This is a genomic window from Fervidobacterium sp., assembly GCA_026419195.1.
Lineage (GTDB): Bacteria > Thermotogota > Thermotogae > Thermotogales > Fervidobacteriaceae > Fervidobacterium.
This window is the reverse complement of record JANZZV010000005.1, coordinates 96,918-123,016: the sequence shown is the minus strand read 5'-3', so window position 1 is coordinate 123,016 and position 26,099 is coordinate 96,918. Positions and strand designations below refer to the sequence as shown.

Here is a 26,099-nt window from a genome sequence, read left to right as displayed (position 1 = left end):
TTAATCGCCTCCTTTTGATTCAGTTTTTTCTAGTATAGAAAGAAATTTCTTAAGTAAAATCTTAAACTCGTTGTAGTAGAATAATAAAGCAAGCAAAAAAATAACAAAGTTTAAAAAGTAATAAAATATCCTGCTGTTGAAAAGTTCCAAGATGGCTCCAAAAATGAACAAAAAGGATAACGTATAGACCTTCCAAATTTGGTAATTAACTTTGTAAAACTTTATTGAAAATATGTATTCTACAGTAAAAAATATTATAAAGCTTATGGCTGTGCCTATAGCTGCACCTATTGCACCAAGCTTTGGTATCAAAAGATAGTTAATTATTATGTTTGTGACTATTGCTGCACCATTTGTATAAATTGATAAGTATGTTTTTTTCGAGAAATTTATCCCTCTTCCGACAACTACTAAGATGGTTGTTAAAACAACAGGCAGGAGTAAAAACGGGACAACGTTGATTGCTTTGATGTAGTTTTTTGAAAATAGTAGCTGAAAAATCCAATGTTTCGTTAAATTAATTATCAAAGCTATGTTGAAAGTTAGAAAAGATATCATCATTGACATTTTTTTAAACATATCCTTCGCCTTTTCGGACTGAAATAAACTATACGCGTACGGAAACCAAAGTGTCGAAAATCCACTTGTTATTAAATTCAAAATACTTGCGAATTTTGAACCAACACTGTACAGACCTATTTCATTAAAATTTGATAATCCTCTTAACATAAACCTATCTGTCCAATTTGTAAACCACCATAGCAAAGAGCCAAATGTCAGAGGAAAACTATATGAGAGTATCTCTCTTAGATCCTTCAAGCCGACTTTTGAAAACTTCCAGTAATCTTCCAAATATAAATAAGTGCAAAACGAAGTTATCGATAAACTCAAAAAACTTGAAAATATGACCCAAATAAAATTTTTACGAAGTAGAGTTAAAACAATTATAGTAAATAAAGTGTACAAAGAATTATCGAGTATACTAAAAGCTGAATAGATCAATCCTCTTTCTTGACTTCTTATCAGACTCATGTTTATCGTGAATACAACGTTTAAAGACACTTGTATCGGTATTAGAAGGAAAAATATACCAGTCTTTTCTCCCCAGATTATAAAATTAACTTTACTACGCAGAAACAACATGGCCAAAAAAATCAATAGACTCATTATTAATGAAGGTAAACTTGTTAGCCAGACTAAGTAATTTTTCAATTCATATTCTCTGTAAAATCTCATTATGGTATCAGAAGAGCCCATTAGTGCAAGCGCTGACAGACCGCTATACAGTGACATGTACATGGTTATAATGCCAAGTTCGTCAGGATTCAAGTGTCTGGATATATAAGCTGTCCAAAGAATTCCTATTAGTGCGTTAAACCAAACTCCCGTTGAAAAGGAGAAATATTTTCTCAAAAACGACATCTAAATATTCTCTCCCTTTAGTGCTTTTTCTAATAATTCGTCTATTTGATCGTATAATGGACTTATCTTCACGGACAAAATGTCCAGCAGCTTTTGGAGTTTTTTTGTGGTTGTGTTAAATTCTACTATGTAGTCTTCTTGCCCAGTGAATCGGAATTTTAATCCATATTTTTTGCTTATGTATTTTACTATGTCAACAACCTTGTAGGGCGATAAAGAGCATAGGTTTACAATCTCAGTATTGTTTTCCTTCACTAATTCGTTTATTTTCAGCGCACTCTTGAGAATTATCTCCGAAACTTTGTCAACGCGCAAAGGATTTACATAAGACTCGCCTTTCCCGTATAAACTAAAAGTTCTTTGTTCTTTCAAGCATTCTAAGATATTATCAAAAAGCCTTTTCCTCTTATCGTTAACTCCAAATGCATTAGTCAATCTAAAGATGATTAGCCTTGTATTTGCTTTTCTACACATGAAATTTACCATGTGTTCTGCGTACAATTTGCTAAGCCCGTAATAATCTAAGGGTTGCACTGCGGTGTTTTCGTCAACATCTCCCTTACAACCGTAATAGACAGCTGCACTGGACAAAAATACAACGTCTGCTGATACCTTTGATTTTTCTAACCTTTCTAAATATCTTAGATCTTTCTCCAAGGTGCTAAGAAAGTCCGTTCTTGGTAAATTGTGGTCAGAATTTCCTGCAGTTATAATCAAAGTAGTGGTGATTTTCTTTTCCTCACTATTTAAATATTCTTCAAAGGATATATCACCCTTTAGATTATTACTAAAGTATATTCCCTTGTGTTCTATATTAAGTTTTTCAGCCCATTTTTTTACATAATTACCGATAAATCCATCGCTACCAATTATTGCTATCATTTATAGCACTCCTGTGCCATTCTATGGTTTTCTTTATACCTTCTTCTAACGATACTTTTTGTTTGAAACCTAAGTTTGCAATTTTCTTGTTTGAAAATCTTTTCTTAGTGACTAAAAACTTGTCAGGTGGTTCTATCAGCTTTATTAAGCTTCTTGGTGCATTTGTATATCTCAGCACTATCTCAGCAACTTCCTCCATGGGTTTGTAATCCTGTGTTCCCACATTGTACGCCTCGTAAATACGTTCAGTGAATTTGTGTTTTTCTATGATTAATATAATCCCATCAACAAAATCGTCTATGTAGCACCATGCTCTTTCCGTGTTTTTATGGACATAAAATTCTTTCCCGTTAAGTGCGTTGTATATGAATTGATCAACAGCAGATTTGTATTTGCTCGAAACGACACCTGGTCCGTAAACCATAAATGGTCTAATGCCCACTGCTTTTAATCCGTAATTCACGACGTAATGATTAACGAGAGCTTCCCCAAAATACTTACTCATAGCGTAAACATTTGTCAGCATAAAAGGTGACAAATGTTTTACACTCTCTTCACTAACTTCTTCCTGTTCGAACAGTTTCCCGTATATTTCCGAAGTTGAAAAGTACACCAACTTAGCTCCCATTTCTAAGCATATATGAATAACATTCAAAGTCCCAATGTCATTGACGTAAATCATTTTGTGAGGATGTTCTTCCCCAACTAGTCTGCCAACCTCACCAGCCATGTGTATTACATAATCAAATTTTCCGAAGTTCTTAACTGTTTTCCATAAATCAAGAAATTCAGTTACATCGGCCCGAACGTAATCATCATAGTCTCTAACCTGCAAATCAAGTACGACAACTTCATATCCCTTTTCTTGCAACTTTGATTTCAAACACTTACCTATGAAACCTAATCCCCCTGTGATTAGGACTCTTATATTTTCCATAAATTCAGCCTCCGTTCTTAAAGAATTACATTTTTTTATTTTCTATAAGTTTCTTAAATGCAGAGAAGTTATCTAAGTTTGTCATGTATTCTACAAAATTTTTGTAAATTTGCATTACATTAGCCGTTGTTTCTGAATAAGGTCTTAAGAGGCTTTTCAAAAACCGCAAAAGTATCGGTAATTTCGCATTTTCTGATATATCTAAGAAGAAGAACGAAAAATTTGCAGCCAAGTTGAAACTGTCCGTGAAATTTCTGATATTCTGGAGCTTTTTAATCATAAGTTCTCTGAGGGTTTCTATCTTTGAAAATCTACTTCTTGTTAAAGAAGTTCCCAAACGCATTATAGGCATTTGTTGAGAGGTCTGGTGTTTATGGATACGTCGTAACACCGTCGAATCACTCAAAGCAAACTTTAGATTAAGGAGTGATAGCTTAGCAAAAAGGTCATAATCACTGTCGACATTCCACAAATTCTCATCAAATCCGCCAACCATCAAGTAATGTTCCTTTTTCAGGACCAAAGATGAACCGTTTAAATTTGAAGAGAAAGTGAGATATAAAAATAGTTCAGTGTTGTCTTCAGGAATGATGCTTTCGACCAGCTTTGAGCTACCTTTGCTGTATTTAATCAGGGTGTACTTTGAAAAAACTACATCGCTGCCTTTTTCGAGGATTTGTAGATCTTTTTCTAGCTTTTTCGTATCAAGATATTCATCGTCTGCACTTATCCAAGCTATATATTTACCATCTGAAACTTGGAATCCTCTGTTTAACGAGAATGAAGCCCCTTTGTTAATTTTATTTTTAATAACTTTTACTGAAAAATCTTTATATTGCTTTGCCAAAGATAAAAGAAGACTTTGTGTATTATCCGTCGAACAATCGTCAACTACTACCCATTGCATGTCTCTAGAGACTGTTTGTCTTTTTAAACTTTCGGCAAGCGAGGGTAAAAATCTCTCAGCATTATAAGCTGGCGTCACTACACTTATTAACGGTGTGTTCTTGGTAGTATCGATTATTAATTCTTGAACGTTTGCTGTATTTGATTGTGATTTTTTCTTATAAAGTTCCATTTTATTCAAGTAAGTTTGTATGTTTTTTTGGGAAAAGCAAGATATTAGACTTCGCAATTTTTTAACATTCCAAAGAATTGTACCTAACATCATTCTCACTTCCATTTTTCTTCTAACCGAAATTTAATTTAGTTTTCTAAGAGACTTTTGTAAACTTTCTTTAACAGTTCTAACTGTGGATAATTGTAGAAGCGTTCATAATTTTTTAATGCATTTAAAGATTTTTCATTTTTTAATTCTTTATTGATTATAAAATTGTAAATTTTTTCGAATGCTTCATTTTCATCGTATGGATTTACATAAATGCCTGAATCACCCGCAACTTCAGGTAGTGAGGACACATTTGAAACAACAGCAGGTACTCCAAAGAAAGCAGCTTCAATGATGGGGATACCAAAACCTTCGTATTGTGAAATCAACAAAAGTGCATACGCCTTTTTGTAAAGACATATCAATTCATCATCTGATGGTTGAAGTATTTGGATAAAGTTGTTCTTGTTCTTCACGCTTAGAAGAGATTTATCTACGAAATCAAAACTACTGTCTTTAGTTCCGGCAATCACAAAGTAGAAGTCGGGAAAGAAATTAAATATCATGTCCATAACTTTTATCATGAATTCAAGATTTTTGTGCTTTTTTCTATTTCCAACGTAAAGAAAGTAGTTCTCTGGTAATGTTGAAGCAAACTTGTTGCAGAGAGTCTCCAAATCTTGAATATTTCTAATGCGTTTGAACAACGATGTTTTTTCGTAGATTACATGTATTTTATCTTCTTTTACCTTTAACAAATTTATTAGATCCTTTTTTGTAGATTCAGAGACAACGATGAATTTGGCAAATCTGTTTTTATTTATTTTTAATATTGTTTTGTAAGCAAATAACTTAAGTTTTGAAAAATACTGAGGAAAAAGGAAAGGAATTAAATCATGTAAGGTTAGTATGGAATTTTTGGGAACAATGAATGGTAGGTTGATGTGCGTGAAATGAACGAGCGAGGATCTTTTTGATAGCCTTCTGAAGAAAAAATAACCTAAGATAGTCTCTCGGAGACTGAAAGGTTTGAGGTTAGTGTTAACGACGGCAAGTACATTTGGTGAATTGCTATATTGTTTGAGTTTGTTCTTATAGCCTATTAGGATGAAGTTATATTCTTCTAATTCTTTTTCTACGATCTCATCTATCAGGTTTTCTATGTATCTTCCAACACCTGACATTCCGTACATTCTACAATCCAAAACAATGGTTTTCTTCACTTTACCCCTCCACAAAAGATTTTAGGTGCTTTCCAAGAGTTCAATTATGCGCTTTTTGAAAATCTTTAAGTCAAACTCTTTCGAGCGACTTACTATTTCGTCTTTCTTTGTTTGCTTCCAATTTTCTGTAGTGATTAATTTTATCGCATTTGAGATTCCTTCTACATCTCTTGGTTTCACGTGTAACCCCGTTACTTTGTTAAGATTATGATATGTTGTACCGGTTCCAAGCTCTGTTGTTATAACTGGAATGCCGCACGCCATAGCCTCTAATACCACAATACCAAATGCTTCGCCTCTATCCGTAGAGGGTAAAACAAAAACATCGGCAGCGCTATAAAATTCCGGTAGATCAGAATATGGAATATTCTCCAAGAAAAGAACTCTATCTTGTATCATCAATTTTTCACAAAGCTTTTTGACAAAAGGTTTCTTTGGTCCTTTGCCAATCATAACAAGGACATAATTATTTGGAAGTTTTGCGAAGGCTTTTACCAAATATTCCAAACCTTTATATCTTCCAAATCTACCTACGTACAAAACTATCTTTGGGTTTCTGTGCTTAAAGTTAAGTGATTCTATGATCACAGATCTTTTGTTTTGGGGTCTATAAAAGAAGTGTTCGGTATCTACAAAAAGTGGTATTATTTCAATCTTATGTTTGTATTTCTTTAGAACATCGTTGCTTTCTATCATCATTGGTGATGTTACAATAATTTTTTCCATTTTATTCAAAAACTTGTCTGTTAAAAAGTGATTGTAAAAGTGACCAACCAATCCCCTGCCTGACACTTCTGCGTGAAAAAAGCAAATTTTGGTTTTGTTTATATACCTCTGGTGTAACAAGAAGTTCAGTTCCGGTTGAAAAGAAGGGAAATGGAAAATCAATTTGTCAGCGTCGTTTATAATATTCTTGAAATACTTTGCATAAAAAAGAGATATTCTAACAGGATCAATTTTTATGTTCACAGGGATTCTCCACACTTCTATGTTGTTGAGATGTTCTATTTTTAAATGTCTTTCGGAGTTGAAAGTCAAAACCTTAGATTTGAATCCATGTTCTGCTACAATTTTTGCAATTGCTTCGGTTACCACTTCAACGCCGCCAATTTCAGGTGGGTACATTTTGTTGATGTTTACCACTGTCACAAAATTACATCTCCTCTCAAAGATGTGTGAATTAATACAGTACAGTAAAACAAAAAAACTTGGGAATGTACTTACTATTTTCATTCCCCGGTGAACAAAATTGAGCGATTCCTCTTTTTGTTTCTTTTCTTAATTATAACTCAGTTAGTGTTTTTTTACAACTTTTTTTAACTCAATCCATCCATTTTTTATACTTGTTTATGTCTCCTTACCCATTCTTGAGCTATGAATGCACCAACGTCTTCAGCGAATGTACCAGGACCAAACCCTGCGTCGAATCCAAGTTCCTTAGCAAGTTCATGAGTTATCCTTGGACCTCCGACAATGACTATCACATCTTTTCTTATTCCCTCAGCTTCGAGTATTTCAATCAAATTTGTTAGGTTTTTTATATGCACATTTTTTTGTGTAACTGTTTGTGAGACAAGTAAAGCGTCGGCTTTGACTTCTATTGCTTTGGCAACGAATTCTTCATTTGGTACCTGGCTTCCCATGTTGTAGACTTCAAACATCTTGTATCTTTCAAGTCCGTAATGTCCGGCAAAACCTTTCATGTTTAGTATAGCATCCAGTCCTACGGTATGTGCATCCGTTCCTGTTGTTGCGCCAACCACAACAAGCTTTCTTCCAATGTTCTTTTCTATGAACTCGTCAATTTCTTCCATTGTCATTCTGTGTACTTCGACCTTAGGTACTTTAATTGCTGTGTAATCTATCGTATAGACACAATCCCCATAACCAATGAAGAATGTAAAACCCGGCGTAAGTTGGTGGTGATATACTATCATCGGATTGTCAAGCCCCATTTTTTTCATGAGCAGTTTGGCGGCTTCGACTGCTTCATCACCATCTGGAACTGGTAATGTGAAGCTAACTTGAACCTTGCCGTCGTTCATTGTGTCGCCGTAGGGTTTTATGGCTTGAAGATTCAGCGTTTTGTCAAAATCTTTTTTGTCAAGTGAATACAATCCTCCGGACATAAATTTCCTCCTCTCGGCTCTATTTCTTATATCTCAGCTTTTGGATTCATCTTTTCCTCAAACGGGTTGTAGTAGTACTTGCCTTTTTCAAATACTCCATCAAGTCCCTTTCCACCTTTCATCGAACGTTTTGTGTTTGCGAAAACTCCTTTTTCAAGTGACTTAAACAATCCATCTTCTCTCATTTTTTCCAACAGTTCTATTGCTTGATCGAGTACTTCCTGTGCACGTCTTTGGATTATTCCACCCGGTTTAAACACAATTTCATCACCGATATTTTTCATGTTGTTAAATATGTACTTTGCTGTGTCAATGGCTATGTATCTATCGGATAAAAACGGTGTGTGTATTGCTTCAGTCATCATTCCAAGTAGTTGTATTCCTTGTTTTGTCCAGATTCCCACGACATTGAACATTGCATCCTGTACAAGTCCTCTGAAAATGTTACCTGTCATAAATCTCGTGGGTGGCATGTACTTAAGTGGCGCTTTTGGGAATAGCTCTCTTGAAAGTTGAGCCTGTGCAAGTTCGTACAAAAATCCATTTTCTAAAGATGGATCCATCTCAAAAGCATGTCCAAGTCCCATCTGCTCTTCCGGAATTCCAGCCAAAAGTGCGAGTTGTTCATTGATAAGTTGTGAAGATATTACCGTATATCCTTGTTCGTAGGCATCGGCTGTTGTTAAATAATTATCTTCACCCGTATTTATTATTATCCCGGCGTAACCAAGTATGATCCTTGAAAAATATTGATCAACCATTGTGCGTATCATGTTTATATCCCTAAACAATATTCCATAGAGTGCATCGTTTAACATAACATCAAGTCTTTCAAGTGCACCTAATGCTGCTATTTCCGGCATACACAAACCCGAACTGTAATTTGTTTGTCTTATATACCTGCCAACTTCATTGGCCACTTCGTCAAGTGCTTTTCTCATTATTCTAAAATTTTCCTGTGTTGCAAAAGTTCCTCCAAAGCCTTCTGTTGTTGCACCGTAAGGTACGTAATCAAGTAAACTTTGGGCTGTTGAACGTATAACTGCTATTATGTCGGCACCTTGTCGTACAGCAGCTTGTGCTTGCACAACATCTTCGTATATATTACCAGTTGCGACGATAACGTATATGTAAGGTTGGAGTGGATCACCAAGTTTTTCGAGTAACATTTTCCTTTCTGATTTTTTTTCATCGACTTTTTTAACAGCTTTCTGAGAAAGTTCATCAATAACATCTTTTATTTCGCTCATGCTGTGCATCGGTAATTTTGTCAGGTCCAGCTTACCATTCGCAACTTCTTGGGCGATTTCTTGAGGTTCCATACCGGTTTCTAACATTGCATTTCCAATATACAGAGTCACACCGTTCTGCAGTGCTCCCTTTTCTTTTAAATGATCAACAACTACGTTTGGTAAAGGTATGTCGTCACTTGTCACACCATCTATTCCAAAGAATCTACAAATCGTTCTTTCAACGCTTACAGTTGAGTATTTTTTTACAAACTTAACCACATCGACAGCTATATCTTTGGCAAGTTGACGAGCTCTTTCAACCTTCTTTGGATCTATACCTAGCTTGCTCTCGAATACTTCAGACATCTTTGTACCTCCCCAATTTATTGTTATTTAAATTTTCTCTTGCCTTCTTTATTATCTGTTGGTTTATTCCAAGTAATTCCATAATTTTAATAGCTTCTTTTGGTACGGTCGATTCATTACTTTCAATTAAGGTGTAATCTATGTAATTTTGAATATTTTCAATCAGTTTCTCTGGTTGCTCTGAAAAAGAAAACCCTATGTCTTCTCTTAACCCTTTTACTCTCAGTCTTTTTTTAGAGCGAATATCATCTAAGTGTGTGACAATTAAAGTATAAGAACCGGTACTTTCAAATTCATCAACGATTGCATTGACAATCGCGTTAGCTTCGTATGGATTTGTTGTCCTGGCTGGTTCGTCTATAAGTACAAGGCTTCGAGAAAGTTTTGCCCTACTTAATGCTTCGTTTATCATTAGTATTTCAGAGCCGAAGGAAGACAGTCCACTAAGGGGCTTTTGGTAATCTTCTGCAATGATTGCAATCGAGTCTAAAAAGATTGTTTTACATCTTTGTGCGGGTACAAAAAAACCAAGTTGTGCCATATACTGTACAAGTGCAACTGTTCTTAGTATTACGCTTTTTCCTGACATATTTGCTCCTACTATAATTGTAACACCAGGACGTATGTCTATGCTCACTGGTTGGTAATTTTTCGATTTACTTTTTAGTTCTTCTTTGAGCTTTGGATTAAACATGTTCTCTATGTGTATGTTGAAGTCTTTAAAATCTTTCTCAAAGTTCACTATCTCTGGCTTGCTTAATTCACAATTTATTGCCAATTTTGCCTTCGTAATTATTACATCAAGGTATTTTACTTTTTCTATTGATTCCGTAATGATATTCGAGTAATCGTAAAGCTTTGCTGATATGTCTTTCAGTATCTGCTTTTCTAACCTTATCTCTTGTTCGGACAATTCGGCAAGTTGTGATTCATCGTAAGTTTTTAACTTAATTAGTTCGCGCTTTTTTTTGCGTATTTCCTTTAGTTCTTCGCTGTAAGTGTCATAGACGTAAAACGTTGGCAATCTTGTTTTCTCTGGGTCGAGTATGTCGATAACATTTACAAGTTGCGGAGGTAGTAAATCTTCAGGAACTTCTCCTGAGATTTTTTCGCGTACATTTTCAACAACAAGCGCATAATTTTTTAATTCAAATAGTTCAACTTCGTCTAATACTTCTCCACTCTTAAGTCGTTCCACACTTTTTGAAATGTCAACCACATTCTCAAATTCTTTAATAATTTCTTGAGTAATTACAGATTGCTTGATCAGTCTCACAAACAAAGTAATATCGTTTAAGTGTTGAGCAATATGCTCAAAACTAAGTGGTTTGAGATGTTTAAAGTATTTTCGACCAAACGGAGTTTTTGGTTCAAGGAGTGTTTTTACGTAGTCAAATCCTATTATTCTTTCAAATTCCTCTGTTTTTGAAGGTATAGTTGAAAAGACAAACAATTTCATCACCTACGCACGTCGATTATGGGGATATTTATAACTTTTTTCAGTTCATTTATAATAGATTCTGAATCAATTAAGTACCCACTTGGTGAGTAAGGATTTACTGTTATTCCTATAACATTTGTCTTCTCAAGTACTTTTATATTTGGTCTGTATTTAACAAATTGCTCGTAAGAAATGAATACTTTTGTAAAATCTCTTACGATTATTTGCTTGTTATAGACTGCTCTTAACACGCTATCGGTGAGTGCCCCTGGGATGTATATGCAGGAAAAGTCACCTTCTATTTCTTTGAGTTTTTGTAGATTGAGGGCGGATGATACGTTTGAGTTTTTCCATTCGCTTCCATCAAATATCCAGATAAGGTTACTGGTTGCAACTTCCAAAGGAATTTGTTCAAAAACTGGTAATGTACATAGAGTATGTATATATTTTGTATGTCTGATAATTTCTCTTTTTTCTAAGGAATAAGCTGCACCAGTGGCAAGTATTACACTGTCTGCGATCGATGGTTTTGCTTGACTGAATCGTGAGAGTGCACCATCGATTATAACCAGATCTGCAATGTTACTTAAATACGTTGTAACTTCTTTCATCCAGGCTGTGGTAGGAGGTCCTGATAATACTACTTTTCCTGGTTCACACGCACGCGCTATGATTAATCTACCGGTTGGTGTTGTTTGAGTGGAGACATGTAGAATCTCCGACAGCACTGTTCTTCGTTTGAAAAAGAATTCTGTTGTAGTATAAATCTGTCCTTCATCAACGTAAACGGACGGTTTTGGGCTTCCAAATACTATGTCTTTTTCCTCACCGTCCGTCCCTATGGATGTTAAGGCTATATTTTTCTTTCCCGTTAAGCATTTAACTATGAAATTCAAAGTTTCCGTTTTGCCAGTATTTTTCTCGAGCCCTATGATCGCTAAGATTTTGGCGTTTAAAACCGATTGTATGAGTACAGATTTGTCATCCATAATCGTTAAATTTTCACAAGAGCTTCCCCTTCGATTGCGTTATCTCCATTTTCTTTAATTACGAATGTGTCAAGTAGAACTCTCCTTTTTTCCTTATCTATTTCTTTGACAATCAATTTGACTGTAACTTCTTCACCAACATAAACTGGTTTTTTAAATTTTGCGTTTTGCATGAGATATATTGTACCTGCACCTGGAAACTCCATACCAAGTACAGCGGATATTATTCCAAGCGATAAGACACCATGAGCAATTCTACCTTTGAATATAGTATTTTTTGCAAATTCTTCATCCAAATGGACGGGGTTCTTATCACCTGTTGCCTCGGCAAACAATTTCACCATTTCGTCTGTCACGGTTTTCTTGACTTCGTAAATTTGTCCAACGAAGATGTCATCTATATTTGGTACCATATTTTAATTTCCTCCTTTGATTTTTTCTTTCCAGTTTTTGATTCTCTCATGTCTTTCTAAATGTGCAGGTTCTATGCTTATCTTCTTATCGGTGAACAGTGAGGCAACACCAGAGAATTTGTATTTGTCTCTGTATTCACTATCATCAACATCGCTTTCGGTGTCTTCAGGTTCATGGTATGCTACGATAACTCCTTCGTAATTTCTTAATATAACTGTGTGGTCAGACATGGATATAACATAGTTTGGCATAACTCTTATCTTTCCACCACCAGCAGGTGCATCTACAACAAACCATGGTACGCAAAATCCTGAAGTGTGTCCAATAAGTGCTTCCATTATCTCAAGTCCTTTTTTGACAGATGTTCTAAAGTGTGTAAGCCCTTGAGATAAGTCGCATTGATAGATATAATAAGGTCTGACTCTGATCTTAACAAGCTGATGGACAAGTTCAGTCATTATGTAAGGACTATCGTTTATCCCACGTAATAAGACCGATTGATTACCAAGTGGTATTCCGGCATCAGCAAGCATCTCACATGCTCTTGTTGATTCTGGGGTTATTTCTTTCGGATGATTAAAATGTGTATTTATCCAAATTGGATGGTATTTTTTTAACATGTTTGTTAGTTCGGGAGTTATCATTTGTGGTAAAACAACAGGTGTGCGTGTGCCAATCCTTATTATCTCAACATGCTTTATCTTCCTGAGCTCCCTAAGTATGTATTCAAGCATTTCAATACCTACAAGTAAGCCATCTCCACCTGAGATAAGTACGTCTCTGACTTGTGGGGTTTCTTTTACATACTCTATCATTGCATCTATCTCTTGTTTGGTTCTTGCCCTGTCATGCTGACCAGCAAATCTTCTTCGTGTACAGTGCCTACAATACATGGAACACATATCAGTAACGAGCATCAACACTCTGTCCGGGTATCGATGAGTCAAACCCGGAACAGGTGAATCTTCGTCTTCATGCAATGGGTCAGTCATATCCCATGGTGATACAACAAGCTCTTTTGCTGTTGGAACTGCTTGTCTTCTAATAGGGCACTTTGGATTGTCTGGGTCCATCAGACTGGCATAGTACGGAGTAATGGCCATTCTCAAAGTTTTGAGAGCATTTCTAACACCTTCCTCTTCCTCAGGTGTTAGATTGATAACTCGTTTTAGTGTATCAACATCCATTATTCTATTTCTTATTTGCCATTTCCAGTCATTCCACTCTTCGTCTGTTACATTTTTCCAAAGTGGTATGTCTTTAAAATGCCTTGCCACAAAAATCCCTCCTGTAATAATTGCACATTTGAACTATTTTTTGATAATTCAATAGATGCAAGTTTATGTATAGATTGTTTCAAATAAATCCCTTATTTGCTTAGATTCCCTGAGGATATTTAGTGCCACTTCGGCATGTCCTTTAGTATATCCGTTACCAATTATCATTGTGATGTCCTTACCAACTCCCTCTGCGCCAAGAGCAGCCCTTGTGAATGAAGTTGCCATACTAAAGAAATACACGATACCCTCGTCTTTTGTTATCAAAATCGAAGACATTTCTGTGGTTGGGACATTGACATTGTTTATAACAACGTCGCAGTACTCTCCACCAGTTACTTCCATTACCTTATGATACATTTCTACTGGTTTTGTTGCATCGGCAACGATAACATGATGTGCTAATTTTAAGTCTTGGATACGTTTTGCATTTTCTGAAGAATATTCTACAACGATAAGCTTTCCACTATTCCTGAGGATTTTCATTGCTTCGTAAGCACATAATATTCCTGATTTTCCTCCACCACCTATGATACACACCGTCATACCAGGTTTTACAAGTTTTTTCGTTTGAGCTGGTGCACCAGCTACGTCTAAAACTGCAAGTGCAAGTTTTTCGGGTATATCATCTGGGAGTTTGGCGTATATACCACTTTCAAAAAGTATTGCCTTACCTTCTATGTCTACTTGATCAGTTTCGATGTTTACATTTATTATCTTGTCAATTCTGAGAGGGGTGAGAGAAAGACTAACAAGTGTTGCTATTTTATCCCCCACCTTTACATCAGTTGGAAAATCAGGACCAATTTCTTCTACCACACCTATTAGCATTCCTCCGGAGCCGGTAACTGGATTTTGCAACTTCCCTCGTTCGCTTACTATCTTTAGAATAGTATCTTTTATGCATTCAATGTTACCATGACATGCTTCTTTTATTTGTGTAAAACTCGCTGAATCTACGTTGAGTGTTTTAACATCTATCAGCATTTCATTTGTGTATATATCCATATTATTGTCTATTTTTTGCGCCGCCTGTGGTAAAGTACCTTTTGGTTCGATCACTCTATGAGTACCAAAAGGACATCCTTTTACATTTTTCATTCTTTTTCCCTCCTAATTCCAAGCATTTCTCGTGCTTCGTCAGGTGTTGCTATCTCTCTACCAACTTCTTTAGCAATTCTTACTATTCTTTCAACAAGTTGTGCATTAGACGTTGCAAGTTCGCCTTTTTTGTAATAGATATTGTCCTCAAATCCAACTCTAACGTGTCCACCCATCAGTATAGCGTGTACGGCAAGTGGTAATTCATATTTTCCAATGCCTGCAACAGACCATGTACATCCTTTTGGTAGTTTATTAACTAAGAAGACCAAATCTTCTATGTTGCCAGACATAGCTCCGGGAACGCCCAATACAAAGTCGAAATGAAGTGGTAGCTCAAGTAAGCCTTTTTTGACGAGTCTAAGAGCATTTTCTACCATTCCAGGTTCGAAAATCTCAATCTCAGGTTTTATTCCTTTCTCTTTCATACGTATCGCAAGAAGTTCCATAAAAGATGGGGTATTCATAAAAACATCTTCGCCAAAGTTGCAGGAACCAGCCGATAGTGTTGCCATCTCCGGTTCCGCATCAAGACATTGAATTCTCTCTTCTGGTTTATGCCAAACAGCTCCACCGGTTGAAAATTGCAATATTATGTCGCAACCTTTTTCGCGTATTTTCCTTTTAATTTCCGCATATACCTCTTTGGATTGCGTAGGTGTGCCGTCTGGCATTCTGGCATGTATATGTGCAATAGAAGCACCTGCTTTCCAAGATTTGTAAACTTCTTCAGCAATTTCTTCAGGAGTTATGGGAAGGTTGGGTTGTTGAGCTTTTGTAACTTCAGCACCAGTAACAGCAACGGTAATAATTAATTTATCCATATAGTATCACCTCAACTAATGGGTTTCTCAGATTCACCGTGTTAGAACCAAATCTCAAATTCAAAGTTAAGACTAACTGAACTTACGGTCTAATCTGATTCCTTATTATTAGTTGGTTGTATTTTGTACCTTTGTTTCTCAAGTGGTACAACGCATGTTCCACTTGCTCTACAAACTAATATAGGTTTTTCAATTACTTCTGCAGCGCTGTCGTTTATATCTGGCCTTGATCTAATCACTTTGTAAGCCTCGAATTTCATTTTACGTGACGTACGTCCAACTTCTACAATTTCTCCGTAAGCTTCTATGTAATCACCTGCGTATACTGGTGCTAAGAATTCAACATTATCGTAAGCTCTAAAAAGTCCTTCATCACCATCGTATCTAATCAACAGTTCGGTAGCAACGTCCCCGAAAAGTTGTAACATTCTTGCGCCATCAACAAGATTTCCACCGTAATGTGCATCAGCCTGACTCATTCTAACCCTTATCATTGCCTTTGGAAAATTCATTGAGACACCTCCAAAATGACTGCAAAATCTTAAAATTTCCTTAATTTATCAGGTACTATCAATCGTGCCTCTGTAAGCTTGAGCACTTCATCAAGAGTTGTTTCCTCTGCTATTTCTTCAAGAACCAGACCATCATCAGTTGGTTTTATTACAGCTAATTCTGTTACTATCAAATCTACTCTTCTTATTGAAGTAAGTGGCAATGTACATTTTCTCAAAATTTTCGGTTCACCTTTTGCCGTATGTGTCATTGCGACAATAACACGTTTTGCACCGGTTACCAAATCCATAGCTCCACCCATACCTGGAATCATCTTTCCGGGAATCATCCAGTTGGCAAGATGCCCTTCCTCATCTACTTGTAATCCTCCAAGAACAGTAACATCAAGATGACCGCCTCTGATGAGCGCGAAAGAAAATGCGCTATCAAATGTCATTGCACCAGGAAGTGCCGTAACAAAGCCAGCACCAGCATTTGTTAAGTCTTTATTTTCAAAACCACTTTCAGGTTCGGGTCCCATCCCTATGATCCCATTTTCACTTTGAAAAAAAACATGTACACCTTTTGGAATGTAATTTGCAACAAGTGTAGGTAGACCTATTCCAAGATTAACTAAGTCACCTTCTTTTAATTCCTGAGCAACTCTCCTTGCGATTTTTTCTTTTGGATCAACTGACATATCACTTCACCCCCGAAACAACGACATAGTCTACAAGTACACCTGGGGTTTTTATCTCGTCTGGTGAAAGCACACCAACAGGTACTATTTCTTCGACTTCTACTATAACTGTATCCGCTGCCATAGCCATCAGTGGATTAAAGTTAGTGGCGGTCAAGTTGTAAACAAGATTTCCAAAATAATCACATCTCTTTGCTTTTATCAGTGCAATATCTGCTTTCAGAGGCAGCTCGAGCAAATATCTTTTTCCATTAATCTCAATAACTTGTTTTCCATTTTCTACTATTGTTCCAACTCCTGTTGGAGTCAAAATACCACCAAGCCCAGCACCACCGGCACGTACTCTTTCAGCCAGCGTACCTTGTGGAACCAATTCAACCTCTAGCTCACCTGATATCATTTGCCTTTGAGTTTCTGGATTTGTACCAATATGAGATACTATAACCTTTTTACAAAGCTTGTTTTTCACAAGCTTTCCCACACCCTTGTCTTCAAACGCAGTATCGTTAGCTATGACTGTCAGGTTTCCTATTCTCTTTTCAACGAGTTTATCAATGATATTTTCAGGTGTTCCAACACCTAGGAAACCACCTATCATAACAACCATGCCAGGTCTTACTAACTCAACAACTTGGTCGCAACTGACAACTTTCAAAACTTGTTCCCCCCTTCTTTAAGGCATTTCAATTCTTCAAGATCAGTATATCATTCAAAAATATTACTTTCTAATTTTGCACAATTAACAAATAGCGCGCATAAATAAGCAAGAAAGAGATTGAAAAAGCAATGACCGAAAAACCAAGGCTTTTAAAGGCTTATGAAATACGACTTTTTTATAAAAAAGTATTTGGTTATTGAACTACGATTGTAAGCAGACAGGCTAAAATATTGAGAAGTTTTTGATGGAGAGTCCTGGTAATTGATCGAATGGACATTTGTTTTTTGTTCGATTATTGGGTATAATATAATCAAAATATCATTGAGGTTGGACTGAAAGGGGCGTTAGAGGATGAAACGCATCAGAGGATTCTTCTTAATTGCTATTACTTTTTTGACTATTTTATTTAACTACGGTTGTACATCGAAACAAGTTTCGATAACTCCAGAACTTGTCAGTCCTGAGAATAATGCAACAAACGTACCATTTAACAACGTTGTACTTAGATTTAAAGCCACAGTCGGTAAAACTTATGATATTATTGTAAAAGATTCGGCAACAAATTCGCAGGTATTCACTAAAACTGTAAAAGCCGAAAAGGAAATCGAGCAGGTGATTGTACCAAAAGGGATCTTCTCACCAGAGAAAAAGTACAAATGGTACATTAGGTTAACAAACAACGACTCTGTATCCAGTAGTCAGTGGGTGTTTACAACTAAAAAAAATACGCCGCCAACAGTATCTGGATTGTTACCGAATGGTACAAGTGGTCATCCCTTTGGGATGCTTGGACTTACTTGGAAAGCATCTGATGAAGATGATGATGATTTAACCTTCACTGTAAGAATATACGAAAAAGGTAAAGATAAACCTTACATAGAAACATCTGTTGCAACAGACACCTATTTAGCAAAAAATTTGAGGCAAACTACTACGTATCGGTGGAGTGTTGAAGTAAAAGACAAATGGGGAGCGGTTGTAAATTCGCCGTTTGCTGAATTTACTACCAAAGCTAATGAACCACCGGAAAAGATCGAACTCATATCTCCGCAAGATAAATCAACAAACGTAAAATTCAACAATTTGTTATTGAAATGGAAAGGATTAGACAGGGACTTTGAAGAGCTGAGGTACACAGTTTACCTTTACCAAGAAGGAACTGCCCCTAGTAATCCAATCATAAGTCTCTCACCAGAAGAGGAATATCAAGTTACAGGATTAGCACCGAATACAAATTACATACTTCAAATAGAGGCTTACGATACTCACAATGAGAAGGCATCTCAACGTTTTTCATTTAGGACAAAGGTTAACACACCCCCACCGGTACCTGTTTTACAAGAACCAGCTAATAATTCCAGAGTGAATCTCGCAAAGGTTTCTTCTTTAAATTTCAGGTGGGGTGCTGTTGTGGATCCCGACGAAGATTATGTAAGCTATAGGTTCGTAATAAAAGGCTCTTCTTCCGAAAGATTCATGGATCCGGTGAATGATACACAGATTAACTTTAGCCAAATCGCGGGATTTTTTAAAGTAGGAGAAAGATATCAGTGGTATGTAGAAGCAAAAGATAAACATGGAGCGAAATCCACAAGCGCTACTTTTACTTTTGAAACTTACAGAAATAATCCGCCTTCAGTACCATCAAATCCATTCCCGAGTAATAACAAGGAAAATTTACCAAATAGAATTTCGCTGTTTTCATGGACCTGTTCTGATCCAGATGGCGATGAACTGAAATACGATTTGTATATGGGTGATAGTCCTGATAATCTTAAGTTAAAAGCATCTGACTTACGTAAAAATGAATATTCAACGTCGGAACTGTTTGAATTTGGTAAAAGGTACTACTGGAAAGTTGTTGCAAGAGATGGTTACAATGATCCAGTAGAAGGACCTGTTTGGAGCTTTAGAATTACGGAAACGAAAATTCCGCCAACGGCTCCCGTACTTATTTCACCGTCTGATAATCAAAAAGAGCTCAACTTTAACAGCGTAACTTTAAAATGGAAATCGAGTAGCGATCCAGACGATGACAAAGCGTCTCTTGAATATTATGTTTACTATGGTAGAGCCGATGAATTAAATATGGCTCGTATGCTATCTGGTCAAACTGCTGATGAGATTTCGATTACAATTAGTGGTTTGCAACCTGTAACAACGTACTTTTGGCGCGTTGAAGTAAAAGATCCATTTGGAAATTATGCCTACAGCAGTACGTGGAAGTTTACAACTAGAACAAACACTGCCCCATTGTGGCCAAGCAATCCAAGTCCGGAAGATGGTACAGTCATAACGTCAAGTTCAACTACGACTGAAGTTGTTCTTGGTTGGGATGGAAAAGATCCTGATAATGATAGATTAACGTACGAAGTGTACATAAGTCGAACCAGCGATTTTACGAATGTAACTCCAAGAGTAACAGCAGATAATTACTTAAAACTGCGTTTGGAAAGTCCTGCAAAGTACTATTGGTATGTTGTTGCAAAAGATCCACATGGTGGTGTAACTCAAGGTGATATTTGGACATTTGAAATCAGAAAATAACTCCACGCAAGATTTTAATCTCATTCGTCTTTCTTTTAAGGAGTGATCGGTTGAAAATTGCTGTTGTTGGTGGTGGACCGGCAGGGGTTTCTTGTGCAAGTTTTTTGAAAAGATACGGAGCAAATGTGATTATATATGAGAAAAGAGTCATTGGTGGACTAATTGAAAATGCGTGGTGTGTTGAGAATTTTCCATTGGTAGAGCCGTCAAGCGGGGTTGTATTAGCAAATAGGTTGAGAAAGATAGTAAAAGAAAATAATATACAGGTAGTTTTCGACGAAATTTTATCTGTGAACGGAAATACACTTCTTGGAAGGCACGGTTCATACGACACTGATGTGATTGTTTTAGCTACGGGAACCGCTCCAAAGAGAATTATTGAATTTGAAGTTAACGATCGTGTTGTGTACGAGTACAGGGATCTACCTTCTGACGTTAAGAGTCTTGCAATCTATGGCGGTGGAGACGTTGCTTTCGACAGTGCAATTCAGGCAAAATTGAGAGGTATAAACGTTAAAATATTCATAAGAGGGAATTCAATTAAAGCTGTACCAAAATTAGTTGAGAAGGCATCTGAACTTAGGATAGAAATTGGACTTAATAGCCAGATCAAGTCTGTAAAAGATGCTAAGTGCGGAGTTGAAATTACTACGAGTGTGGGTGAATTTTATTTTGACGCCTTACTTGTTGCTGTTGGTCGTGAAGTTAATTTACCCGAGATTAGAAACGCAAGTAATGTGTATATAATTGGAGATGCTGCACATGTAGAATTCCGTCAAGCCTCTATTGCTGTTGGTGATGGTATCAGATGTGCAATGGATATTATTATGAAAAATCAGAAAAAGTGAATGAGTTAGAACAAGCCATGAAAAATTTATTTATTCACAATTTAAAATCAAAAAAACATTTCAACGTTGACTTGGATTGATTTAATAGGATAAAAGCCTAATATGTCAACGGATTTGTGAAGAAATTAAAAGATCTTTGATCAGAAACCAGCGAGCAACAGAATAATTCTTAGTTTACTTAGCTTTAAGTGTGTTTGAAAAGACGATAGAGATTTTGACTAAAAGAAGGATCTACGCTATGTTGTTAGAAAAGATATTTTGGAAATAGCAAACGTTGAAAATATAAAAATAATAAATTAATCAGGAGGTAGTATTCTCGCATGGAAGATACAAGTTTGGATGTTCTTGAAGTATATGGTAAAGAAGATATTGCGATGGTCTATTTGGCAAAGACGCCTCAAGGATCTTTTGTTGAGTTTGTTGAATCCTTACAACCTCCTATTCCAAGAGAAGACAAATGGGTGCTAATCGTCTCAACAATGGATGGTTGCCCGATAGGTTGCATGATGTGTGATGCCGGTGGATATTATAAAAGAAAGTTAAGTAAAGATGAAATAATAGCTCAAATTTTGTTCTTAGTAAGAAGAAGATACGAGGAAAGCGTACCCGTTAAGAAGTTTAAAATTCAGTTTGCCCGAGTTGGTGAACCATCTTTGAATGATGATGTTATCAGTGTACTTGAAGATCTGCCAAGTTTAATAAATGCACCAGGTTTGATGCCCTCGATAAGTACTGTAGCACCTGCTGGCAGAGAAGTTTGGTTTGAGAGGTTATTGGAAGTTAAAGAGAAATATTATATTGGTAGATTTCAGTTACAATTTTCTATACACACTACGGATGAAAAACAAAGAGATGAAATTATTCCCGTAAAAAAGTGGAGTTTTGAACAGATGGCAAAATACGGTGAAAGATTCTTCAGCAAATGTGATAGAAAAATAACCCTAAACTTTGCACTTGCAAAGGAGAATATAGTAGATTCAAATATAATCAAGAGATATTTCGATCCAAACAAATTTTTGATAAAAATAACACCTGTTAATCCTACCTACAAAGCTATTGAAAACAGGTTAAATTCCGACGTGACGGATAGTGGACTGGTTTTGAAACACAGAACTTTTGTCGAAGAGTTGAAAAATTACGGATACGAAGTGATCATAAGTGTAGGCGAACTTGAGGAAAACAAGATTGGAAGTAATTGTGGACAGTATGTACAAAAACACTTGACGGCACTTAGGAAATTGGATAATGCTTACGTTTTTGTAAAGAAATGAAGAAAGCCGGTAGCTTTGTCGCTACCGGCTTGTTGCTTAAGTTCTTATACAAATTCAAAATAAGACTAATGCTAAATAATCTATCGCAACTGAGACAATGGAATGGTAAATTTCTACAGGGATTTGTATATTTAAGTCTTCATAAAGTTCATCCATTAATTCCATAACTTCTTGCTTTTTCTTTTCACCATCACCTGGTCTTTCAACGAGATACATTAATAGTTTAACAATATCCCAAATCCATTTCATTTTAATCACCAACCACCTAGGCTCTTATACTACTCAGCGAGATTGACAAGCACATTTACGTTACTTTCTATTACTCTTGCTTCATCTGGTTCAAAGTTATCCGGTACTAAACCAAGTAATTTTAGTGCTTGTATATCTTGTGTTAGTTCTGCAATATCTATGTTTTCAATTGGTTCGGGAACATTTATTCTGTAAATTCTTCTACGTCCGTTTTCTTCTCCTCTGTAAATCAAGGTTAATCTTTTCATTCCGAATCACCTACACTTTCGGTAGAGATTATCTGTGCACTTTCGCATAAATACTTTGAATACTTATCGAGAATATTCACAACTGTCTGTGCAGCAGTCGCAGAGAAGTCTTCTGAAACAGTCAAAGTTTGCCTCCTGTAAATTGGCTTTCCTTGTTCATCTTCCCCTATAATCCACCTTATAGATAATCTTTTCATGCCTTTACACCCCCAAATCTTTTTACCTGCGCAGGCATTATTATGTATCTACTTTTCGTAGTTTGTTTTGTTGTATTGTTACATACATTTACACAAAAGAAAATTCTGTTTTTATTTTGTAAATAAAAACTGATTTATGTTTACATATATCTGATGCTCGTTGGGAATTACAATCCACTGAGGACAGGAAAAGGTATGTAAGTTGTCAGAAGCCTATGTAGGTGGTAGTAACGGTCATGTAATTAAAGAAAAAGGTAGGTATCGAAATAGGTATTGAAATTAATTTATATATTTATAATAACTTTTTCTTCATCTCGTACATTCGTGCATCAACTTCTCTGTATATTTGCTCTATAGTTTCGAATTGCGATGCATCTATTATTCCATAGGATACTTTTATATTTTCCTTCTCAAGATTTTTCAAAATTCTCTCTACCACCCTTTGCGCACTTTCCGTATCTGTTTCGGAAAGGACTATTACAAACTCATCGCCACCATATCTTGCTATAACATCCATGGCTCTTATCGTTTGATTAACTATCTTCACTAAGTTTTTTAACATGTTATCCCCATAAACATGTCCATACATATCGTTAACTTCCTTAAATCTGTCGATATCTATCAATATAACAGACAAAGGAGTGCCCATTCTCTTACTTTTGTACATCTCTTTTTCAAGATACTGTTCAAGAAACCTTCTACTGTACGCCCCGGTCAGATAATCCTTAATCGATAGTTCAAAAAGCTTTTTTCTGTCTTCCTCAACTTCTTTTAATATGTCGATAAAATATAGTGACAGATTTATGATATCGACTATTTTGTCGAATAAAATGATCGTGGAATCGGAAAACTGATCTTTACCTTGCTTTTCAAATAGAACAGCACCTCGAGCAATTGACCTGTAAACAATTGGTGCACAGTAAATAGTAAACAAACCTCCGTGGAGCTTCAAGATTGTGTAACCATTCGGTAGATCTGTTTCTTCTAAGGAATTTCTAATGTGCAATTTTGTCCTTTTATCTATAACATATCTTGTTAGATTCTTCACTTCAGGTTCCAGGGACATCCCACTTCTATCATCATCGATGTATTTCATGTACGGATAATACAAATAACCGTTTGGTTGCAAGAAAGCTATTCCGAAAGTATCAGCGAGTCCGTAATGTGTTAAGAGATCTTTTATTCGTTCACCAAGGTCGTAAATGCTGGTTTCTTCTTTGGACAATTCGTCAGAAAGTATATTGATGAGCTCGCTTAATATCTGTTTCTCAACACTTGGAAATTCAAGTGATATATCCCGTGTTAAAATTGCGCGATACATTTTTTCGTGGATCTTCTTCTTCAGGTAAGTTATTTGCAAATATTTTTTTCCTGTCTCTTTTGCCCAGGTGTGAAAATACTCTTCTTCAGTAAATTCTTTTTCTTGAAAAGCTTTTATCACGTCATGCAAAGCCAAATACTTTTCTGGATTTGAGAGTACCCTTTGCACATCTTCTTTATTTTTCAAATTTAAATCTAAGATGGCAGCATGATCTAATATCTTTGAATTTATGTAAATTAAATTTTCCGCCTGCCAAATTGCAACTCCATATCCTTGAGTGTCAATAATCATTCCAAAGCAATTGAGGAGTTCTTCTTTATCCTCAATTATCTTTTTTTGATTTTTCAGTTTTTTACTGTAACTTAAAAACACGAAGAACAAACTACTTAAGAGCAACAAAAAAACGCAAAAAAGGAAACTATTTGCCATTGTGCTTTCCCCTTTTGCAACAAATTTTCTATATTCACTAATAATCACTGTAACCATTAACTACCAGCTGTTTCCTATACATTCTGGCATACAAACCGTCATTTTCGATCAACTCGTAGTGATTTCCTTTTTCTACTATCCTTCCTTGGTCGAGTACATATATGATATCGGCACCTTGAAGCACCTTTAGTCTGTGCGTTATAACGATCATAGTTGAACCTTTCATTTTTGTACGGAGCATCTGTATTATCTGTTGCTCTGTTTCAGGGTCTACCGCAGAAAGACAATCATCAAATATGTAAACATCAGCTTGACGCATGAGAGCACGCGCGATAGTAAGTCTTTGCTTTTGTCCACCAGATAACATAACACCCCTTTGTCCTACTATTGTATCATATTTTTCCGGAAATTTTTCAACGTCTTCTTCTATTGCTGAAAGCTTTATTACTTCTTTGACTTTTTCAAATTCATACCGTTCCAATGCAAATGCAACATTTTCTTTTACAGAGTTTGAGAAAAGAAAAGTTTCTTGGGGGACGTAAGATATTAGTTTTCTTATATCTTTCGAATTCAGATCGTTTATGTCTATTCCGTTTACATAAACTGTTCCACTTTCGACTGGATAAAGTTTGCTTATTATCTTAACAAGTGTTGATTTTCCACTTCCTACGGTACCAACTATGCCTACGAATTGTCCTTTCCTTATTGAAAAATTAACATCTTTAAGTACGTACCTTTCTGTTCCCGGGTATTTGAAGCTCAGGTTCTTAATGTCTATTTGCTCTATTTTGCTAAGTATATGTGGTTTTTTTGGCTCAGTTACTAAAGGTTCCACACTCTGAAGCTCTTTTAACCTTTGCAAGGAAGCACGTCCTTGTTGAATCACATTCATAACCATACCATAAGCAGTTAAAGGCCATATTAACATACCTATGTAACTATTAAAGGCTATATAGTCCCCAAGTGTAATTGTACCTTTCACAACCATAGGTCCACCAACTGTGAGCGCTAAAAAAAATGCGAGTGTACCAACAAAATGAACAAGCGGCCACATAATTCCCCAAACTCTAATAAGTGAAATGGTAGCTTCAAAGTTATCTTTTGCTCTTCTTTCAAAAAGTTCTTCTATTTTTGGAATTATCGAGAAGCTTTTTATTATCCTTATACCATCTATCGTTTCTTCAGTGTAGCCACTTAATTCTGAGTAAACGTCTTGTACTTTTCTGGAACGTCGAAAAATAAGTTTTCCAAATAACGCGGAGATTATTATTATACCTGGTAAAGGCGAAAGTGCTATAAGTGTCAATTTCCAATTAGTTGATGTTGCCATGAAAAAAACAGTCATTGAGCTCATAAAAAGTGCATCAGTTAGTTGGACTACACCTATTCCTAACATTCGCTCAACGGTGGATAAGTCGTTTGTAAAGTAGGCCATTATATCTCCTGAACGATGCTTGTCAAAAAAATGCATGTCAAGCGAGAGTATTTTGTCGAACAGGGTTTTCTTACCATAGTAATCAAAATACCTTGAACTTCCCAATATGAAATAACGCCACCAAAATCTCCCAAATAACATGCCAAATGCCAATCCAAGAATGGAAAAAACGAAAAATCTAACATCGTTCAGGTCTTTTATATGTTGTATCGAGTTAACAGCCTTTGCAACAACTTTTGGTACAAATAACTGTAGCAAATCGATAACGATAAGTGAAATAATTCCAAAAATGTAGTAGTGCCATCTTTTTTTAAGGAAAGCTCTTAACACAATCAACACCACCCCGAAATCTAATTAAT

Annotated in this window: 25 protein-coding genes; 3 read left to right on the top strand and 22 right to left on the bottom strand. The window is 36.0% G+C overall.

Annotation, left to right across the window (positions count from 1 at the left end; translation table 11 throughout):
* The 17 genes from N2Z58_05435 to atoD form a co-directional block, all read right to left on the bottom strand.
* Nucleotides 1-1,422, bottom strand: coding sequence for an oligosaccharide flippase family protein (locus tag N2Z58_05435; protein MCX7654097.1), 1,422 nt, complete (start codon nt 1,420-1,422; stop codon nt 1-3).
* Nucleotides 1,423-2,304 (bottom strand): NAD(P)-dependent oxidoreductase, encoded by an 882-nt coding sequence (locus N2Z58_05430; GenBank protein ID MCX7654096.1) that lies wholly within the window; start codon nt 2,302-2,304, stop codon nt 1,423-1,425.
* Nucleotides 2,285-3,241: an NAD(P)-dependent oxidoreductase gene (locus N2Z58_05425; protein MCX7654095.1), complete on the bottom strand. Its 957-nt coding sequence runs from the start codon at nt 3,239-3,241 to the stop codon at nt 2,285-2,287. The genes N2Z58_05430 and N2Z58_05425 overlap by 20 nt, the downstream gene beginning before the upstream one ends.
* A gap of 25 nt (nt 3,242-3,266) precedes the next feature.
* Entirely contained in the window at nt 3,267-4,409 is a 1,143-nt protein-coding gene (locus N2Z58_05420; protein ID MCX7654094.1) for a glycosyltransferase family 2 protein, read from the bottom strand.
* A gap of 38 nt (nt 4,410-4,447) precedes the next feature.
* On the bottom strand, nt 4,448-5,572 hold the full coding sequence (locus N2Z58_05415; protein ID MCX7654093.1) for a glycosyltransferase family 4 protein: 1,125 nt from the start codon (nt 5,570-5,572) through the stop codon (nt 4,448-4,450).
* A 21-nt stretch (nt 5,573-5,593) separates the two neighbouring features.
* Nucleotides 5,594-6,721 (bottom strand): glycosyltransferase, encoded by a 1,128-nt coding sequence (locus tag N2Z58_05410; protein ID MCX7654092.1) that lies wholly within the window; start codon nt 6,719-6,721, stop codon nt 5,594-5,596.
* A gap of 188 nt (nt 6,722-6,909) precedes the next feature.
* The gene (locus N2Z58_05405) at nt 6,910-7,701 is read right to left on the bottom strand and encodes a cobalamin-dependent protein (GenBank protein MCX7654091.1); all 792 of its coding nucleotides are present in this window, start codon (nt 7,699-7,701) and stop codon (nt 6,910-6,912) included.
* Between the two features lie 26 nt (nt 7,702-7,727).
* On the bottom strand, nt 7,728-9,299 hold the full coding sequence (locus N2Z58_05400) for a lysine 5,6-aminomutase subunit alpha (protein ID MCX7654090.1): 1,572 nt from the start codon (nt 9,297-9,299) through the stop codon (nt 7,728-7,730).
* Nucleotides 9,292-10,752 carry a DNA mismatch repair protein MutS gene (locus tag N2Z58_05395; protein ID MCX7654089.1) on the bottom strand — a complete coding sequence of 487 codons (1,461 nt, stop codon included), beginning with the start codon at nt 10,750-10,752 and terminating at the stop codon, nt 9,292-9,294. Before N2Z58_05395 ends, N2Z58_05400 begins: the two co-directional genes overlap by 8 nt.
* Nucleotides 10,753-10,757: 5 nt before the next feature.
* Complete coding sequence (locus tag N2Z58_05390; GenBank protein ID MCX7654088.1) at nt 10,758-11,729, bottom strand: hypothetical protein; 972 nt, start codon at nt 11,727-11,729, stop codon at nt 10,758-10,760.
* A 5-nt stretch (nt 11,730-11,734) separates the two neighbouring features.
* Complete coding sequence (locus N2Z58_05385) at nt 11,735-12,142, bottom strand: MaoC family dehydratase (protein ID MCX7654087.1); 408 nt, start codon at nt 12,140-12,142, stop codon at nt 11,735-11,737.
* A 3-nt stretch (nt 12,143-12,145) separates the two neighbouring features.
* Nucleotides 12,146-13,420: a lysine 2,3-aminomutase gene (gene ablA, locus N2Z58_05380; GenBank protein MCX7654086.1), complete on the bottom strand. Its 1,275-nt coding sequence runs from the start codon at nt 13,418-13,420 to the stop codon at nt 12,146-12,148.
* Between the two features lie 63 nt (nt 13,421-13,483).
* Nucleotides 13,484-14,521, bottom strand: coding sequence for an L-erythro-3,5-diaminohexanoate dehydrogenase (locus N2Z58_05375; protein MCX7654085.1), 1,038 nt, complete (start codon nt 14,519-14,521; stop codon nt 13,484-13,486).
* Complete coding sequence (locus N2Z58_05370) at nt 14,518-15,345, bottom strand: 3-keto-5-aminohexanoate cleavage protein (protein ID MCX7654084.1); 828 nt, start codon at nt 15,343-15,345, stop codon at nt 14,518-14,520. The genes N2Z58_05375 and N2Z58_05370 overlap by 4 nt, the downstream gene beginning before the upstream one ends.
* Before the next feature lie 89 nt (nt 15,346-15,434).
* Complete coding sequence (locus N2Z58_05365; GenBank protein ID MCX7654083.1) at nt 15,435-15,857, bottom strand: 3-aminobutyryl-CoA ammonia lyase; 423 nt, start codon at nt 15,855-15,857, stop codon at nt 15,435-15,437.
* Between the two features lie 29 nt (nt 15,858-15,886).
* On the bottom strand, nt 15,887-16,537 hold the full coding sequence (locus N2Z58_05360; GenBank protein ID MCX7654082.1) for a 3-oxoacid CoA-transferase subunit B: 651 nt from the start codon (nt 16,535-16,537) through the stop codon (nt 15,887-15,889).
* 1 nt (nt 16,538) lies between these two features.
* On the bottom strand, nt 16,539-17,192 hold the full coding sequence (gene atoD, locus N2Z58_05355; protein ID MCX7654081.1) for an acetate CoA-transferase subunit alpha: 654 nt from the start codon (nt 17,190-17,192) through the stop codon (nt 16,539-16,541).
* 354 nt (nt 17,193-17,546) lie between these two features.
* Between atoD and N2Z58_05350 the strand changes: the two genes are divergently transcribed.
* The 3 genes from N2Z58_05350 to N2Z58_05340 all read left to right on the top strand — a co-directional run bounded on the left by N2Z58_05350 (nt 17,547) and on the right by N2Z58_05340 (nt 21,861).
* Entirely contained in the window at nt 17,547-19,742 is a 2,196-nt protein-coding gene (locus tag N2Z58_05350; protein ID MCX7654080.1) for a fibronectin type III domain-containing protein, read from the top strand.
* A gap of 50 nt (nt 19,743-19,792) precedes the next feature.
* A complete protein-coding gene (locus tag N2Z58_05345) occupies nt 19,793-20,590 on the top strand; it encodes an NAD(P)/FAD-dependent oxidoreductase (GenBank protein ID MCX7654079.1) in 798 nt (265 codons plus the stop codon).
* Nucleotides 20,591-20,910: 320 nt separating this feature from the next.
* A complete protein-coding gene (locus N2Z58_05340) occupies nt 20,911-21,861 on the top strand; it encodes a radical SAM protein (protein MCX7654078.1) in 951 nt (316 codons plus the stop codon).
* Between the two features lie 54 nt (nt 21,862-21,915).
* Here the strand turns inward: N2Z58_05340 and N2Z58_05335 are convergent, their stop codons facing one another.
* From N2Z58_05335 to N2Z58_05315, 5 genes are all read right to left on the bottom strand, one after another.
* Entirely contained in the window at nt 21,916-22,110 is a 195-nt protein-coding gene (locus N2Z58_05335) for a hypothetical protein (protein ID MCX7654077.1), read from the bottom strand.
* Nucleotides 22,111-22,139: 29 nt separating this feature from the next.
* Nucleotides 22,140-22,358: a DUF2922 family protein gene (locus tag N2Z58_05330; protein ID MCX7654076.1), complete on the bottom strand. Its 219-nt coding sequence runs from the start codon at nt 22,356-22,358 to the stop codon at nt 22,140-22,142.
* On the bottom strand, nt 22,355-22,555 hold the full coding sequence (locus N2Z58_05325) for a DUF1659 domain-containing protein (GenBank protein MCX7654075.1): 201 nt from the start codon (nt 22,553-22,555) through the stop codon (nt 22,355-22,357). The genes N2Z58_05330 and N2Z58_05325 overlap by 4 nt, the downstream gene beginning before the upstream one ends.
* Before the next feature lie 292 nt (nt 22,556-22,847).
* The gene (locus N2Z58_05320; protein ID MCX7654074.1) at nt 22,848-24,305 is read right to left on the bottom strand and encodes a GGDEF domain-containing protein; all 1,458 of its coding nucleotides are present in this window, start codon (nt 24,303-24,305) and stop codon (nt 22,848-22,850) included.
* A 37-nt stretch (nt 24,306-24,342) separates the two neighbouring features.
* The gene (locus N2Z58_05315) at nt 24,343-26,070 is read right to left on the bottom strand and encodes an ABC transporter ATP-binding protein/permease (GenBank protein ID MCX7654073.1); all 1,728 of its coding nucleotides are present in this window, start codon (nt 26,068-26,070) and stop codon (nt 24,343-24,345) included.
* Between the last annotated feature and the right edge of the window lie 29 nt (nt 26,071-26,099).

Bases quoted from the DNA above. Each gene is read 5' to 3' on its own strand.
- N2Z58_05390 (MCX7654088.1), bottom strand. From the start codon at position 11,729: ATGGATGACAAATCTGTACTCATACAATCGGTTTTAAACGCCAAAATC.
- N2Z58_05320 (MCX7654074.1), bottom strand. From the start codon at position 24,305: ATGGCAAATAGTTTCCTTTTTTGCGTTTTTTTGTTGCTCTTAAGTAGT.
- N2Z58_05430 (MCX7654096.1), bottom strand. From the start codon at position 2,304: ATGATAGCAATAATTGGTAGCGATGGATTTATCGGTAATTATGTAAAA.
- N2Z58_05335 (MCX7654077.1), bottom strand. From the start codon at position 22,110: ATGAAATGGATTTGGGATATTGTTAAACTATTAATGTATCTCGTTGAA.
- N2Z58_05360 (MCX7654082.1), bottom strand. From the start codon at position 16,537: ATGTCAGTTGATCCAAAAGAAAAAATCGCAAGGAGAGTTGCTCAGGAA.
- N2Z58_05400 (MCX7654090.1), bottom strand. From the start codon at position 9,299: ATGTCTGAAGTATTCGAGAGCAAGCTAGGTATAGATCCAAAGAAGGTT.
- N2Z58_05365 (MCX7654083.1), bottom strand. From the start codon at position 15,857: ATGAATTTTCCAAAGGCAATGATAAGGGTTAGAATGAGTCAGGCTGAT.
- N2Z58_05350 (MCX7654080.1), top strand. From the start codon at position 17,547: ATGAAACGCATCAGAGGATTCTTCTTAATTGCTATTACTTTTTTGACT.
- N2Z58_05435 (MCX7654097.1), bottom strand. From the start codon at position 1,422: ATGTCGTTTTTGAGAAAATATTTCTCCTTTTCAACGGGAGTTTGGTTT.
- N2Z58_05405 (MCX7654091.1), bottom strand. From the start codon at position 7,701: ATGTCCGGAGGATTGTATTCACTTGACAAAAAAGATTTTGACAAAACG.
- N2Z58_05370 (MCX7654084.1), bottom strand. From the start codon at position 15,345: ATGGATAAATTAATTATTACCGTTGCTGTTACTGGTGCTGAAGTTACA.
- N2Z58_05420 (MCX7654094.1), bottom strand. From the start codon at position 4,409: ATGTTAGGTACAATTCTTTGGAATGTTAAAAAATTGCGAAGTCTAATA.
- N2Z58_05340 (MCX7654078.1), top strand. From the start codon at position 20,911: ATGGAAGATACAAGTTTGGATGTTCTTGAAGTATATGGTAAAGAAGAT.
- N2Z58_05325 (MCX7654075.1), bottom strand. From the start codon at position 22,555: ATGAAAAGATTATCTATAAGGTGGATTATAGGGGAAGATGAACAAGGA.
- N2Z58_05385 (MCX7654087.1), bottom strand. From the start codon at position 12,142: ATGGTACCAAATATAGATGACATCTTCGTTGGACAAATTTACGAAGTC.
- N2Z58_05330 (MCX7654076.1), bottom strand. From the start codon at position 22,358: ATGAAAAGATTAACCTTGATTTACAGAGGAGAAGAAAACGGACGTAGA.
- N2Z58_05375 (MCX7654085.1), bottom strand. From the start codon at position 14,521: ATGAAAAATGTAAAAGGATGTCCTTTTGGTACTCATAGAGTGATCGAA.
- N2Z58_05425 (MCX7654095.1), bottom strand. From the start codon at position 3,241: ATGGAAAATATAAGAGTCCTAATCACAGGGGGATTAGGTTTCATAGGT.